14 protein-coding genes are annotated in these 15,157 nt (G+C 61.9%); 13 read left to right on the top strand and 1 reads right to left on the bottom strand.

Annotated elements, in window-relative coordinates; genetic code table 11:
• Nucleotides 1–128: 128 nt before the first annotated feature.
• From JFN93_RS23145 to JFN93_RS23200, 12 genes are all read left to right on the top strand, one after another.
• Entirely contained in the window at nucleotides 129–665 is a 537-nt protein-coding gene (locus JFN93_RS23145) for a YceD family protein (RefSeq protein ID WP_199386760.1), read from the top strand.
• 14 nt (nucleotides 666–679) lie between these two features.
• Nucleotides 680–862, top strand: coding sequence for a 50S ribosomal protein L32 (gene rpmF, locus JFN93_RS23150; RefSeq protein ID WP_199386761.1), 183 nt, complete (start codon nucleotides 680–682; stop codon nucleotides 860–862).
• A 33-nt stretch (nucleotides 863–895) separates the two neighbouring features.
• The gene (gene plsX, locus JFN93_RS23155) at nucleotides 896–1,921 is read left to right on the top strand and encodes a phosphate acyltransferase PlsX (RefSeq protein ID WP_199386762.1); all 1,026 of its coding nucleotides are present in this window, start codon (nucleotides 896–898) and stop codon (nucleotides 1,919–1,921) included.
• Nucleotides 1,922–1,998: 77 nt separating this feature from the next.
• A complete protein-coding gene (gene fabD, locus JFN93_RS23160) occupies nucleotides 1,999–2,934 on the top strand; it encodes an ACP S-malonyltransferase (RefSeq protein ID WP_199386763.1) in 936 nt (311 codons plus the stop codon).
• The gene (gene fabG / locus JFN93_RS23165; RefSeq protein WP_199386764.1) at nucleotides 2,931–3,671 is read left to right on the top strand and encodes a 3-oxoacyl-[acyl-carrier-protein] reductase; all 741 of its coding nucleotides are present in this window, start codon (nucleotides 2,931–2,933) and stop codon (nucleotides 3,669–3,671) included. Before fabD ends, fabG begins: the two co-directional genes overlap by 4 nt.
• A gap of 112 nt (nucleotides 3,672–3,783) precedes the next feature.
• Nucleotides 3,784–4,017, top strand: a complete 234-nt coding sequence (gene acpP, locus JFN93_RS23170) for an acyl carrier protein (protein WP_012531540.1) — start codon at nucleotides 3,784–3,786, stop codon at nucleotides 4,015–4,017.
• Between the two features lie 135 nt (nucleotides 4,018–4,152).
• Complete coding sequence (fabF, locus tag JFN93_RS23175) at nucleotides 4,153–5,385, top strand: beta-ketoacyl-ACP synthase II (RefSeq protein WP_199386765.1); 1,233 nt, start codon at nucleotides 4,153–4,155, stop codon at nucleotides 5,383–5,385.
• 1 nt (nucleotide 5,386) lies between these two features.
• Nucleotides 5,387–5,839 carry a ribose 5-phosphate isomerase B gene (gene rpiB, locus JFN93_RS23180; protein WP_199386766.1) on the top strand — a complete coding sequence of 151 codons (453 nt, stop codon included), beginning with the start codon at nucleotides 5,387–5,389 and terminating at the stop codon, nucleotides 5,837–5,839.
• A 97-nt stretch (nucleotides 5,840–5,936) separates the two neighbouring features.
• On the top strand, nucleotides 5,937–7,184 hold the full coding sequence (gene glyA / locus JFN93_RS23185) for a serine hydroxymethyltransferase (RefSeq protein ID WP_199386767.1): 1,248 nt from the start codon (nucleotides 5,937–5,939) through the stop codon (nucleotides 7,182–7,184).
• 606 nt (nucleotides 7,185–7,790) lie between these two features.
• On the top strand, nucleotides 7,791–8,063 hold the full coding sequence (locus tag JFN93_RS23190; RefSeq protein WP_199386768.1) for a hypothetical protein: 273 nt from the start codon (nucleotides 7,791–7,793) through the stop codon (nucleotides 8,061–8,063).
• A 319-nt stretch (nucleotides 8,064–8,382) separates the two neighbouring features.
• The gene (acs, locus tag JFN93_RS23195; protein ID WP_199386769.1) at nucleotides 8,383–10,419 is read left to right on the top strand and encodes an acetate--CoA ligase; all 2,037 of its coding nucleotides are present in this window, start codon (nucleotides 8,383–8,385) and stop codon (nucleotides 10,417–10,419) included.
• A gap of 133 nt (nucleotides 10,420–10,552) precedes the next feature.
• Entirely contained in the window at nucleotides 10,553–11,437 is an 885-nt protein-coding gene (locus JFN93_RS23200; RefSeq protein WP_199386770.1) for a radical SAM protein, read from the top strand.
• A 459-nt stretch (nucleotides 11,438–11,896) separates the two neighbouring features.
• On the opposite strand, the gene JFN93_RS23205 is transcribed toward JFN93_RS23200, so the two are convergent.
• The gene (locus tag JFN93_RS23205) at nucleotides 11,897–12,358 is read right to left on the bottom strand and encodes a hypothetical protein (RefSeq protein ID WP_199386771.1); all 462 of its coding nucleotides are present in this window, start codon (nucleotides 12,356–12,358) and stop codon (nucleotides 11,897–11,899) included.
• A 347-nt stretch (nucleotides 12,359–12,705) separates the two neighbouring features.
• Between JFN93_RS23205 and JFN93_RS23210 the strand changes: the two genes are divergently transcribed.
• The gene (locus tag JFN93_RS23210; RefSeq protein ID WP_199386772.1) at nucleotides 12,706–15,099 is read left to right on the top strand and encodes a DNA internalization-related competence protein ComEC/Rec2; all 2,394 of its coding nucleotides are present in this window, start codon (nucleotides 12,706–12,708) and stop codon (nucleotides 15,097–15,099) included.
• Nucleotides 15,100–15,157: the final 58 nt, after the last annotated feature.

A 15,157-nucleotide genomic window follows, 5' to 3' on the forward strand; every position in this document is an offset into this window, starting at 1 on the left:
CGCCGCAAGGGCCTCAGCGCCGATGCCGGGCAGCATCCCCCCTCTTTTTCGTCGTCCACCTTTTGCCTTGACAAAAAAATCGCGATCTATATACTGAGGTGCTTTGAAAAAAGTGGCGGGGGTATTACGTGAAGATTCGCGTTGAGGATGCCAAGAAGAAAACGCTTCAGCTCGCAGAGTCGGAGCCGGCATCGCACTACCCCGCTCTGGTCGAGCTGGAGGATGCCGGTGAAGCCCGGTTCATCGCTCCGGTGAACGTCGCGGTCCAGGCCTATTGGGAGTACGACCACCTCCGTGCCGAAGGCAAGGTCGAAACCCGGGTGGCGCTTTCTTGCTCCCGCTGCCTGGCCGACTTCGAGCGCGACCTTTCCTCCGAGTTCACCATCTTCTACACGCCGGGCGGCACGATGTCGGGCGACGAAGAGGTCGAGCTTTCCGAGGAGGAGCTGATCTCGGTTCCCTTTACCGGGGACGAGGTCGACATGGCTAACGAGATTTTCGAGCAGGTCATGATGGAGATCCCTTACAAGCCGCTCTGTACCGACGACTGCAAAGGGCTTTGCCCCAACTGCGGCGCCGATCTGAACCAGGGCGAGTGCGGCTGCGACCGCCGAGGGGTCAATCTTAAAATGAGTGCGCTGAAAGACCTGAAGATAGACAAGTAAAAAGGAGAGTAATCATGGCTGTACCCAAGAAGAAAACATCCAAATCCCGCAAGAACATGAGAAGGGCGCATGACTTCCTGACCGCTCCGACCGTTTCCACGTGCCCTCAGTGCAAGGCCCCCAAACTTCCCCACTGCGTCTGCCCTTCCTGCGGCACCTACAAGGGCCGTCAGGTTCTCAACGCCGAACAGCTGTAAGCGATCCCTGAAGTGGCTGTCTCCAGGGGTAATATGAGAGTTGCTGTCGATGTGATGGGGGGCGACAACGCCCCCCACGTCGAGATCGAGGGGGCGGTTGCCGCCGCACGCGAATTTGGCGTGCCGATCACGCTGGTCGGTGACCTGGAACGGGTCAAGGCCGAACTCTCTCGCTACGACGTCACCGGGCTCGACATCGAGTTCCAGCACGCCAGCGAAGTGGTGGGCATGCACGACTCCGCTTCCGACGCGGTGCGCAAGAAGAAGGACTCCTCCATCCGGGTCGCCTTCGAACTCGCCAAAAACGGCGAGGCGGCGGCGGTCGTTTCCGCCGGCAACTCCGGGGCCACCATGGCTGCGGGGATGTTCGTGCTGAAGCGGATGAAGGGGATCGACCGTCCCGCGATCGCCCAGCTTTTCCCGACCATGGTCGGCAAGACGCTCGTGCTCGACGTCGGCGGCAACGTGGACTGCAAACCCATCCACCTGGTCCAGTTCGCGGTGATGGGCGAGGTCTACGCCCGTTGCGTCCTCGGTGCGGCTTCCCCCCGCATCGGTGTCCTCTCCAACGGCGAAGAGGAGAGCAAGGGGAACGAGCTCACCCGCGAAACCAGTGCCCTCCTGCGCGAAACCTCCCTCAACTTCGTCGGCTACGTCGAAGGGCGTGACATCTTCAACGGCATGGTCGATGTGGTCGTCTGCGACGGCTTCGTCGGCAACGTCGTCCTCAAGCTTTCCGAGGGCCTGGTCGAGACCGTGGGCAAGATGCTCCGCGCCGAGATGAAGGCCAGCCTCCTCTCCCAGATCGGATACCTCTTCTGCCGCAAGGCCTTCGCCAATTTCAAGAAGACGGTCGACTACGCCGAGTACGGCGGGGCGCCCCTGCTCGGGATCAACGGGGTCGGCATGATCTGCCACGGCGGTTCCAATACCAAGGCCATCAAAAACGCCATCCGTTTTGCCTACGAGTACGCACTCAAAGGGGTGAACGACCAGATGGCGGAGAAGCTCACCGAGAGCTTCCCCGGAGCTCGCGACCGCGAGCAGGAAGCGAGCTAGTTTCCTGTTCCGGCGATCCTCCGCGCCGGCCTGACCAAATCCCAAGCAGACAATTTCACGAAAGAAAGGGTACATCCATGCAGACCTATGCTTTCATCTTCCCCGGCCAGGGGTCCCAGTTCGCCGGAATGGGGCGCGAGCTGGCGGAAAACTTCAAGATCGCCAAGGAAAGTTTCCAGGAGGCGGACGACGCCCTCGGTTTCTCGCTCTCCAAGCTCTGCTTCGAAGGCCCGGAAGAGGATCTGAAGCTCACCGCCAACACCCAGCCCGCCATCCTCGCCACCAGCGTTGCCGCACTCCGCGCGCTCAAAGGCGAAAGCCCGATGGCCGCGACCTTTTTCGCCGGGCACTCCCTGGGCGAATACTCGGCTCTGGTCGCCGCCGGCGCCATGGGGTTTGCCGACGCGCTGCGCACCGTCCGTGCCCGCGGCACCTTCATGCAGGAAGCGGTGCCGGTAGGACTTGGTGCCATGGCCGCGATCCTCTCCGCCGAGGCCGACGCCATCGCCGAGATCTGCGCCGAGGCGGCGCAGGGTGAGGTGGTCTCCCCGGCGAACTTCAACTCCCCGGGCCAGATCGTCATCGCCGGCCACGCGACCGCCATCAGCCGTGCCATCGAGATCGCCAAGGGTAAGGGCTTCCGCAAGGCGATGCTGCTGCCGGTCTCCGCACCGTTTCACTGCGCCCTGATGAAGCCGGCTGCCGACCGCCTCGCCGAGGCGCTCGCCCCGATCGCCGTCTCCGAGTTCGCCGCCCCGGTGGTGAGCAACGTCGAGGCGAAACCGTACTCCGATCCCGCCCGGGTGAAGGGCCTCCTCGTCGAGCAGGTCTGCTCCCCGGTCCGCTGGGACGAGTCGGTGCAGCAGATGGTCGCCTCCGGCGTCACCACCTTCGTGGAGATCGGCCCGGGCAAGGTGCTTGCCGGCCTGGTGAAAAGGATCAACAAGGAAGTCGAGACCGTGAACGTCCAGGACCTCGCCTCCCTGAAAGCCGTCGTCGGAGGTGCCCAGTGAGCCTTTCCGGTCAGGTAGCCGTGGTAACCGGGGCCTCCCGGGGGATCGGGCGCGCCATCGCGCTGAAGCTTTCCGGCGAAGGCGCGGCGCTCGTCGTCACCGCGACCAGCATCGAGAGCGCCCAGAAGACCGCCGACGAGATCATCGCCGCCGGCGGCAAGGCCCTCGCCCTCAAGGTCGACGTCTCGGTCACCGAGGAGGTCGAAGGCCTCTTCAAGGAGGCGGTCGCCGCCTTCGGGAAGGTCGACATCCTGGTCAACAACGCCGGCATCACCAAGGACGGCCTCCTGCTCCGCATGAAGGATGCCGACTGGGACCAGGTGCTCGACATCAACCTCAAGGGCGCTTTCACCTGCACCCGCGAGGCGGCGAAGCTGATGAGCAAGGCCCGCTACGGGCGCATCGTCAACATCACCTCGGTGGTCGGCGAGATGGGTAACCCGGGGCAGGCGAACTACTGCGCCTCCAAGGCGGGGATGATCGGACTCACGAAGTCGGTCGCCCGCGAGCTCGCCCGCCGCAACGTCACCGTGAACGCGGTCGCCCCCGGCTTCATCGAGACCGACATGACCGAGGCGCTCGGGGAAAAGGCCCGTGAGGCCCTGCAGGAGCAGATTCCGCTGGGACGACTGGGGGCGAGCGAAGACATCGCCTGCGCGGTTTCCTATCTCGTTTCCGCCGGGGCTTCCTACGTCACCGGGCAGGTACTTTCGGTCAACGGCGGGATGTACATGTAAGTAATCGCTGTAATAATGCAATACCCAAAAATGCTTTTGCAAATTCCCTTTTTCATGCTATGAATCAGGGACGTTCGCACAAGGACAACCAAATCAAATGGAGGGAGTATAGATGGCTTCGATAGAGAAACGCATCAAAGAAATAGTTGCTGAGCAGCTTGGGGTTGACGAGGCACAGGTTACCAACGAGTCCTCTTTCATGGACGATCTGGGCGCCGACTCGCTCGACACCGTGGAACTGGTCATGGCTCTTGAAGAAGAGTTCGAAATCGAGATCTCCGACGAAGACGCCGAGAAAATCCAGTCCGTCCAGGATGCGATCGACTACATCACCGATCACACCTAACAAGCAGCCAAAGGGGGAGTTCACTTCCCCTTTTTCGCGCCGCCGCGAGCGGCAGCACCTAAAGGGGAGTTCACTACCCCTTTTTCTTGTGCCGCAACGGCGGCGCTACGCTTTTGATTCAAAGGAGTCGAGTGTATGAGAAGAGTTGTCGTCACCGGGGTAGGGGTCGTATCCCCGCTTGGTACCGGTAACAGCAAAAACTGGGAGGCCATCACCTCCGGCACGTCCGGTATTGCGCCGATCACCCGGTTCGACGCCTCCGACCTTCCCGTCAAGATCGCGGGCGAGGTGAAGGATTTCGACGCAGAGGCTTTCATCGATAAGAAAGAGATCAAGAAGATGGATCTCTTCATCCAGTACTCGCTGGCTGCAGCGCAGTTCGCCATGGATGACTCGGGGCTTCAGATCACCGATGAGAACGCCGAGCGCGTCGGCGTCCTGGTCGGCGCCGGTCTGGGCGGGCTTCCGGCCATCGAGAAGTACCATTCGGCGCTGCTCGAAGGCGGTTACAAGAAGATTTCCCCGTTCTTCATCCCGATGCTTATCATCAACCTCGCTCCGGGGCACATCTCGATCCGCTTCGGCGCCAAGGGGCCCAACGTCTCGTCGGTTTCCGCCTGCGCCACCGGCACCCACTCCATCGGGGACGCCTACCACATGATCGCCCGCGGCGACGCCGACGCGATGATCGCCGGCGGCTGCGAGTCCACCGTCACCCCGCTGGGGATCGGCGGCTTCGCGGTCATGAAGGCGCTCTCCACCAACAACGACGACCCGACCCGCGCCTCCCGTCCCTTTGACAAGGACCGCGACGGCTTCGTCCTCGCCGAGGGGGCCGGCATCGTGATCCTCGAAGAGTACGAGGCGGCCAAGAAGCGCGGCGCCAAGATCTACGGCGAAGTGGTCGGCTACGGCCTCTCCGGCGACGCCTACCACCTGACCGCTCCGGCTCCGGGTGGCGAAGGCGCGGCGCGCTGCATGAAGATGGCCCTGCGCAACGCCGGGATCAACCCCGAGCAGGTCACCTACATCAACGCCCACGGGACCTCGACCCCGTTCAACGACCTGTACGAGACCATGGCGATCAAAGCCGTTTTCGGCGACCACGCGAAGAAGGTGATGGTCTCCTCCACCAAGTCGATGACCGGGCACCTGCTCGGCGCGGCCGGCGGCATCGAAGCGGTCTTCTCCCTCATGGCGATGAAAAACGGTGTCGTTCCGCCGACCATCAACTACACCACGCCCGACCCGGAGTGCGACCTGGACTACGTCCCGAACACCGCGCGCCAGGCGACCATCGAGTACGCGATGAGCAACTCCCTCGGGTTCGGCGGCACCAACGCCAGCCTGCTCTTCAAGAGGGTCTAGCATGATTGTCATCGCAAGCGATCACGGCGGTCTGGATCTGAAAGAGGCGATCAAGGGGCTTCTCGCGGAACTCGGTCTGGCGACCGAGGACCTGGGGACCAACAATGGCGATTCCGTCGACTACCCCGATTTCGGGGTGAAGCTGGCGCGTCAGGTCTCCGAAGGGAAGGCGGAAAAGGGGATCCTGGTCTGCGGCACCGGGATCGGGATGTCCATCGTCGCCAACAAGTTCCCGAAGATCCGGGCGGCTCTGGCCACCGACGTCTTCATGGCGACCATGGCCAAGGAGCACAACAACGCGAACATCCTGGTCCTCGGCGGCCGGGTGATCACCGCCGAGCTCGCCCGTGACATGGTGAAGGCGTGGCTCGACACCGAGTTCGCCGGCGGCCGCCACCAGGGCCGGCTGGACAAGATCGCTGCCCTGGAGCAGGAACTCGGGCTGCATGCCTGAACCGGAAGCATCAACAAATAGCTGAAACAAAACGGGACTCCTGTGGTCCCGTTTTCATTTACCACCGGAAATACCGTAAACGTTAGGAGAAAGAGCAATGTCCGTACTGGAAACATTTGACCCGGAAGTGGCCCAGTCCATCAGGAAGGAGACGGAGCGCCAGGAATACAACCTCGAGCTGATCGCCTCGGAGAACTTCGTCTCCCCGGCCGTCCTCGAAGCGCAGGGTTCCGTCCTCACCAACAAGTATGCGGAAGGATATCCCGGCAAGCGCTACTATGGCGGCTGCCACTATGTCGACGAGGTTGAGACCCTGGCGATCGAGCGCGCCAAAGAGCTCTTCGGAGCCGACCACGTCAACGTCCAGCCCCACTCCGGTTCCCAGGCGAACATGGGGGTCTACTTCTCGGTGCTCAAGCCGGGCGACACCGTGCTGGGCATGAACCTCGCCCACGGCGGGCACCTGACCCACGGCTCCCCGGTCAACTTCTCCGGCAAGCTCTTCAACATCGTCCCCTACGGCGTTTCCCGCGAGACCCAGACCATCGACTACGAGGAGTGCGAGCGCCTCGCGGTCGAGCACAAGCCGAAGATGATCGTGGTCGGCGCGAGCGCCTACCCGCGCATCATCGACTTCGAGGCCTTCCGCCGCATCGCCGACAAGGTCGGCGCGGTGGTCATGGTCGACATGGCCCACATCGCGGGCCTGGTTGCCGCCGGTCTCCACCCGAGCCCGGTACCCTATGCCGAGTTCGTGACCACCACCACCCACAAGACCCTGCGCGGACCGCGCGGCGGCATGATCATGTGCCGCGAGGACTACGCCAAGACCCTGAACTCCAACATCTTCCCGGGGATCCAGGGCGGCCCGCTCATGCACGTCATCGCCGCCAAGGCGGTCGCCTTCAAGGAAGCGCTCACCCCCGAGTTCAAGCAGTACCAGGGGCAGATCGTGAAGAATGCCAAGGCGCTGGCCGGCGCACTCATGGCCAAAGGGTTCAAGCTCACCTCCGGCGGCACCGACAACCACCTGATGCTCGTCGACCTCACCGAGAAGGGGCTGACCGGCAAGGTGGCTGAAGAGGCGCTGGACAAAGCCGGGATCACCGTCAACAAGAACGGCATCCCGTTCGACACCAAGTCCCCGTTCATCACCTCGGGGATCCGGATCGGCACTCCGGCCGCCACCACCCACGGCCTCAAGGAAGCCGAGATGGAGCAGGTTGCCGGCTTCATCGCCGACGTCCTGGCCAACGTCGAGAACGAGGCGAAACTCGCCGAGATCAAGGGCCAGGTCAACGCGCTCATGAAGCGCTTCCCGCTCTACGCCGACCGGCTGAAGTAGGGAAGGGCAGGCAGGCGAAAATCGGGGCTGGGGGCTAGGGACTAGGGGCTAGGGATACCTGCCTTTGGTCGAGCCGACATCTCCGGGACAACATGCAATAAAGAAGGGGGCTTTCGGGCCCCCTTTTCTTTTGGGTCTTCCGGGAATTGCAGGGAACCTTCAGTACATACCCATGGAGCGCTGCTCGAGAATCCGCGTCCCCCCTTTGCGAAGGGGGGACGCGGGGGGATTTGTCTTGGTTAGACCAAAACGATCATTCATCCTGGCTTCTGTGCCTGGAGCGGGCCTTTCGGCGCGGCAACGGACAGGGTGAGGATCGGCCTGTGACTATAGCGTTAAATATGATCCGTCCCTTGACCCGGCACCGTGCCGCCGTAGACTGTACCGGTACCGGTTGCTCATCGGTCGGATTGGCATAAGGACCGCGCTCTGTCAGCCAGCCCCCAAGCCCCTGCCCGCAGCACCACTCAAAAGATAAGCTGGGTCTGTGAAAACAAACGGTTGAGACAGTGCCCCAAAAATTTCCCCAGTTTTAATAAAGTACCCATTGCATTAGATATTAACGAGTGATAATGTGTGTGCGTCCATTTTGAGAGGAGGCCGACGATGCGTTATTTACTTTTATTGGCAATGGTCCTTGTGGCAGGTGAATGTCGTGCAGATGATCCTCTGGAGAGCCTGAACACCGTTCAGGATACTGTGCGGACCATGCGTCACGCTTTGCAAACCTTGCATCCTCCTCCCGAGGCAGCACCGCGAACCATGGAGTCGCGCCGGGACAACTATCCGCAACTTTGCACCGGGCACGAGACGGCGTCCGATCCGACTACCAGTCGCATGGAAACGTCCAAACCGGAAACCGGCGCAGAAAATAACTAGCGTCATCTACTGTGGGAGCGCCTTGCCGGCACGATCGGCCCGCGGCTGATCGCGCCTGGCAAGGCGCTCCCACAGCGTTGCGCCGCATCCGCGCTGATTCAGGATTCCGCTTTTATCTGCTGACTGCCGGCTTGTTCGCGCTGCGAGTTACTTGTCGCGATTAAGGTTGAAGATCGCGGCTGGAATACCGCTCCTGCACCGTCATTTCCTCCCCCCAAAGTCTCAAAGTCCCTTCCTCTTAAACCTCCATCGCTTCTGACTGCAGAAAATTCCTATTTAAAACACCATCGGTCTATAATGGGCAAAGGTGGTGTTAACTATGCGTACTCAAAAAGAAAGGGGCGTTTCCGAAGCGGAAATCGCTGTCCATTGGCAGGAAGAGGAATACTATCATCCGTCGGAATCTTTCATCCGACAGGCAAATGAAAAAGACCGCAGCATCTACCGGCGCTTCGAGATGGCCCGCTTCCCCGGGTGCTTTGCCGAATACGCCGAACTGCTCGACTGGTACCGGCACTGGGACCGGGTGCTCGACACCAGCGATCCTCCCTTCTGGCGCTGGTTCGCCGGAGGAAAACTCAACGTAAGCCACAACTGCGTCGACCGCCACCTCGCCGATCACCGCAACAAGGCCGCCCTCCACTTCGTCCCGGAACCGGAGGACGAACCGATCCAGCACGTAACCTTCCAGGAACTCTACGTAAAGGTAAATGAATTTGCCGCGCTGCTGCGCGACTTCGCCGGGCTGAAGCGGGGCGACCGGGTGACGCTGCACATGCCGATGATCCCGGAGCTTCCCATCGTCATGCTCGCCTGCGCCCGGCTCGGGGTGATCCATTCCCAGGTATTCAGCGGCTACAGCGCGAAGAGCGTGGCCGACCGCGCGGCCGACGCCGAAAGCAATGTGCTCATCACGGCCGACGCCTACTACCGGGGCGGCAAGCTCCTCGACCACAAGGCTCATGCCGATACCGCCGTCGCGCTCGCCGAAAAAGCGGGATTCAAGATTGACAAGGTCCTGATCTGGCAGCGCCATCCGGGACGCTATTCCAGTCCGACTCCCCTGGTTGAGGGGCGCGACTTCCTGGTCAACGAGCTGTTGAAAGACTTCCGCGGCCAGCGCATCGCACCGGAGGAGATGAATGCCGACGATCCGCTGTTCCTCATGTACACCAGCGGCACTACCGGCCAGCCCAAAGGTTGCCAGCACAGCACCGGTGGTTACCTAAGCTATGTCGCCGGTACCGCGCGGAGTGTCCTGGACATCCACCCCGGCGACGTCTACTGGTGCATGGCGGACATCGGCTGGATTACCGGTCACTCGTACATCGTCTACGGACCGCTGGCGCTGGGGGCATCGGTGGTGGTCTACGAAGGTCTCCCTGCCTGGCCGGACGCCGGGCGCCCTTGGCGGATTGCCCGGGACCTCGGCGTCAACATCTTCCATACCTCGCCGACCGCCATCCGGGGGCTGCGCCGGGCCGGGCCCGATGAGCCGGAGAAGTACGACTATCACTTCAAGTTGATGACGACGGTAGGCGAGGCGATCGAGCCGGAGGTATGGCGCTGGTACTACCATGTGGTCGGGAAGGATGAGGCGGCCATCGTCGACACCTGGTGGCAGACGGAGACCGGCGGTTTTCTCACCAGCACCATGCCGGCACTGCACCCGATGAAGCCGGGGAGCACCGGGCCGGCGATGCCGGGAATCTATCCGGTCATTTACGACGACGAAGGCTACGTCATACCGGAGCGATCCGGGCGGGCCGGCAACATCTGCATCGCCAACCCGTGGCCCGGAAGGATGCAGACCATCTGGAAGAACCGGGAGCGTTTCGTCGAGGCCTATTACAAGCGTTACTGCCGCAACCGGGAAAGCACCGACTGGCGCGACTGGCCCTACATGACCGGGGACGGCGCCACCCAGGAATCGGACGGCTACTACCGGATCCTCGGGCGGATCGACGACATCATCAACGTCGCCGGGCATCGGCTCGGTTCCAAGGAGATCGAGTCGGCAGCCCTTACGGTAGCCGAGGCGGCGGAGGCGGCGGTGGTGCCGGTTCCGGACGAGATCAAGGGGCGGGTCCCCGAGATTTATGTGTCCCTCAAGCCGGGGGTGGAACCAACCGACGAGCTGCGCCGGCGCCTGTCGGATGCGGTGGTGAGCGAGATCGGCGCCATAGCGAGGCCGAGATCGGTGGTGATCGTACCGGACATGCCCAAGACGCGTTCGGGCAAGATCATGCGCCGGATCTTGCTGGCGCTCTCCTGCGGCGAGCAGGTGGGGGATACCACCACATTGGCGAACCCGGAGATCGTCGAGGAGATCCGGAAGGTGGTGGGGAGAACCTGAAGAGTAAATTAGTCGCCTGCACGGTAGGCGCTCTCACCTTGCCAAGAGCAGAACCGGGATGGCTCCTCTTGAAGGTTGAGGGGCTGAGATGTTACATTGATGCCTTCCATCGCACCCGACTGAGGGCTTTTTCATGTTCAACTGCTCGGAGCCGCTGTACCGGCCTCCTTCCGAGGCGCAAAGCCTCATCTTCCAGATCACCATCGGTTGTTCCCAGAACAACTGTGCTTTCTGTGGCATGTACAAGTCGAAACGGTTCCGCATGCGTCCGGTTCCGGAGATCCTGGCCGAGATCGAGTCGATCCCGGCGCAGTACCGCTCGCGGATCCGGCGCGTCTTTCTCGCCGACGGCGACGCATTGGTCTACCCGCAGGAGGGGCTGGTCACCATCCTCGATGCCCTGAACCGCGCCTACCCGGCGCTGACTCGAATCGGCGCCTACGCCTCCCCCAACAGCTTGACGACGAAATCGGTGGCGGAGTTGGAGATGCTGCAGGCGAAGAAGCTCCGCATCCTCTATTTCGGCCTGGAAAGCGGCGATGCGGAAACGCTGAGGCGGGTGGCGAAGGGATTCGGTCCGGAGGAGATGCTGGAGCTTTGCCGGAAGGCGCAACAGGCGGGGATGAAGCTCTCGGTGACGGCGATTCTGGGTTTGGCAGGGAAGGAGCGGAGTGCGGAGCACGCGGCGGCGACGGCGCGCTGGGTCAGCGAGCTTTCACCGGAATACTTCTCGCTTTTGACCATGTTCTTGCGCAAAAACGATGATTACCTGCGTTCGATCCGGCCCTTGAGCCACGGCGAGGTGATCGAAGAGGCGCTGGCGATGCTGAAGGAGTTGACCCCGCAGCATACCATCCTCCGTTCCAACCACGTCTCGAACTTCCTCAACCTGGCCGGAAGCTACCCGAAGGACCGGGAGCGGCTGATTGAAACCGCGCAGGCGGCCTTGGAGCAGGCGAAGCGGCATCCGGAGTGGTTCAAAGAGATGCCGAGCTATAGCGAAGACGATCATTTCTGACGGTCGTCTCTGGATGCCGCCGATCTTGTCTCCCAGGGGGCCTACCCCTGTTGGAGCGCCTTTCCAGGCGCGAACAACCGCAACCGAGGTCACCGCCTCCGGCGGTTCGCGCCAGGAACGGCGCTCCCACTAGGAAGGCAACTCCGGTCCGTTATCGAAGGCGCGACATTCTTGTCGCGATTGACGGCTGCTGATCGCGCCTGGAAAGGCGCTCCCACAAATGCCGGCGGTCGCGGCGAGTGGCGTAATTCATCCATCAACCGGCTGGGTAAGTCGCGACAGAAATGTCGTTCCTCGCCGACAGGTAGGTTCAGGAATTGGTACGTACGGTGGCTTTTATCGTTGTTTGGGTGAAAAAAGGCGAGCCGGACGAAGACGGTTTTGGCGGGGCGCTTCAGGTTTGAAAGGTAGAGCGGCGGCGGGGAGCCGCCGCTCTGCAACGCCTGAAGGGGGTAAATGTTATCGTGCTACACCGCAGAGTTTGAGCTCTGTATCAAGCTTTTCCCGCGAGATTCCGAGAACCTGGCAGGCTTTGTCCCAGTCACTTTGGTAGCGGGTCATCACCATGAGCAGAAGGGCCTTCTTGAGCGAGGCGGACAGCTTGTCCATTACCCCGTAACCCTTGGTCTGGGCCAGCGCGTCGACCAGCGGCTCTAAACTGTCCCGAAAAAGTGCCGAGCTGTCTTCGACCACGCGCTTCTGGTCTTTCACCTGGAGCCGCTTCAGCTTCACGATGTTCCCTACGCATTCTTCCATGTTGTCCTGCACGAATCGCAGCGTATCCCAGTGGCTGTCCACCACCATGATCCGGCTGTCTTCCCTGGCATCGGCAGGGGCGTTCTTCTTGCGGAGCCTCACCTCCATGATGCAGTAGTCGAACCCACCTGATTTTTCCTTGGAGCTACGGTCGCGGTATGCCATTTTCAGTTCCCCCTTGTAGTGGCGTTGTTGATCACTACCATTACAACGGCCGTACCAAGCCGGATGCCTAAAACGAAAAAACTGTAAGTGGCCGATAATGCAAGTGAAATTCTCGCTTGTGGTGCTGGTTCCGGGATGGCCGCCAAGGGGCCGCTCTGTACCAAAGCTGAACAAGGATTTTCGAGCGCCGGCTTAACTAGCGTATTTACTGATGTTTTTTCCCTGATGTCGAACAGTGAACAGATACGGAGGGCTGAACAGAGGATTTTGCCGGAATTTGCACCGTAACATCCCTGTGTTATAGGTTGGGCTCTTTTAATCACTCAGGGGGGATGCCGGTGCGAGAGATGCCGCTCACAGCGCAGGGCAGGCCGTTGCTGTTGCCGCTTGCTTCGGTGGTCTGCGGTCTCACTTGTGCGGATCTGTTCGATCTGGCCGCTCCCCTCTGGAGTGCTGCTGCGCTTGCCTCTCTTGCCCTTGCTGGCTGCCTCACCCGTGGGGCCGCGGCCTTTCGTTATGCCGTCGCCATTCTTTTCTACGTATGGGGTGGCCTGGCGCTCCAGCCGATGCTGCATCCCGCCGCGACCCTGGAGCCTTACGTGGGAGAAGAGCGGCTTCAGATCGAAGGGGTGGTGGAGGGCCGCCCGGAGTCGACCGCTGCGGGCGGTGCCAGGCTCACCATCCAGGTGAACCGTCTCTTTCGCGAGAACGCCGCGATACCGGTGCGGGGAAAGCTCTTGCTCTTCATCAAGGAGGGGGAGGTTTCGTTTTTGGATGGCGACCGGCTCCTCTTTACCTCCCGGATGCACCGTCCTCATTCCTACGGTATCCCCGGCGAGTTCGACTACGCACGCTTTCTTGCCTACCGGTGCATTGCCGCCACCGCTTTTGTAAAAGACGCCTCCGAGCTGGTGCTGTTGCAAGAGGGGCAGGGGGTACCGCGCCACCTGGATGCCCTGGCCCGGAAGCTGGGCGCCTTCATCGATGCGAACGTCGCCAAGGAAGAAGCCGGTGTGCTCAAGGCGCTGCTGTTGGGGGAGATGGGGGGCGTAAGCTCCGATCTTGCCGATGCGTACACCAAGAGCGGGGTGAACCACATTCTTTCCATCTCCGGCTTTCACGTCGGAATCATCTTCACCTGCATCTACCAGCTCCTCTACCTGCTCGGACGTTGCTCCGAGACCCTCGCGCTGAGAAGCAATCTTCGCCAGTGCGCGCTCCTCGCCGCTCTCCCGGTGGTGGTCTGCTATCTTTTCCTTTCCGGGGCCGCCCCCGCCACCGTCCGCAGCGTACTGATGATTGCGGCGTGCGTTGCGGCGTTGGCATTGAAGCGTGAGGTCGACCCGGTCAACGGGATCATGGTGGCCGCGTTCCTGATCCTCGCCTTTGCACCGGAAAAGTTATTCGACCTCTCTTTTCAGCTCTCGTTTCTGGCCATCTGGGGCCTCGCGCTCCTGGCGCGTCCGGGGCGCTATCTCGCCGCTCGCTTCAAGGGGCTCACCGGATGGATCATGCTCCTCGTTGCCGCATCGCTCGTTGCCATCGCGGCCACCGCGGTGCCGGTTGCCTACTATTTCCACCGGGTATCGCTCATTGGGATCGTCACCAATATCGTAGTCGTGCCACTGATCGGATACGGCGCGGTCGTGATCGGGTTCGCGGCGCTGGTGCTGGGTTTGTTTGTGCCGCCGGTCGCAGTGCCGCTCTTGCACCTCGCGGCGTGGCTGGTGCGGCTTTCCGACCGGGCGATCCTCTATCTGGCCCGCGTGCCGGCGATCACCTGCTACCGGCCGGGCCGGATCGACATCCTCCTCGCCTGCCTGCTTCTCTGCGCGCTGACTTTCATCGTCAACCGGCGCTGGCGCGCGGGGACCGCCGCCTTCCTGGCCGGTGCCCTGATCTCGCTCGGCATTATGGAAGGGATCGAGCCGGTGAACGGAAATCTGTGGGTCTGGTTTTTGAGCGTGGGCCAGGGGGACTCGGCCCTGGTCCGGCTGCCGGACGGAAAGACGATGCTCGTCGATGGCGGCGGCAGCTTTCACCAGGGTGACCAGCGGGTGGGAGAACGGTTGCTGGCGCCGGCACTGTGGCGCCTCGGGGTGAGCCGGATCGACTGGCTGGTCCTTTCCCATCCCCATCCGGACCACCTTCAGGGCCTTTTGTATTTGGCGCTGAATTTTCCGGTGGGGGAATTTTGGGAGAGCGGGGTGGGATCGGAAAGTTACGAGTACGCGAAGCTGCGCTGGATTCTGGCGGCGCGTGGGGTACCGCGCCGAACCCTTTTCGGCGGGGAGCCGCCGGTGCCCATCGGGCAAGCGGCGGTGGAGCCGCTTTGGCCGCCGCTGGTGGCCGTGCCGACCGAAGACGAAAACGATACCTCGCTGGTTTTCCGGCTGAGGTACGGCCGCAGCTCGGTCCTTTTCACCGGGGACGTCGGGATGGACGGCGAGTCGGAGATCCTGGGCCGGAATCCCCGATTGCATGCCACGGTGCTCAAGGTGGCCCATCACGGGAGCCGCTACTCGTCAAGCCCGGAGTTCCTGGCTGCTGTGGCGCCGTCGACGGCGGTCATCTCGGCAGGATACGGAAACTCGTTTCGGCTGCCGTCTTCCGAGACCCTGGACCGGTTGCGGGCCCTGCGGATCCCGGTGCGGCGCACCGATTGCGAAGGGACGGTCGAGGTGGAGTTCGCCGCGGACGGCAACTGGCATGTTATCCCGCGGCGGGGGCATTTTGATTGAACTGTCGATAAGAATCTGGTAGTTTACGCCGATTAACGCCATGATGCATTCGGAGCGC

Origin of the sequence: Geomesophilobacter sediminis (assembly GCF_016458275.1) — a bacterium.
GTDB lineage: Bacteria > Desulfobacterota > Desulfuromonadia > Geobacterales > Geobacteraceae > Geomesophilobacter > Geomesophilobacter sediminis.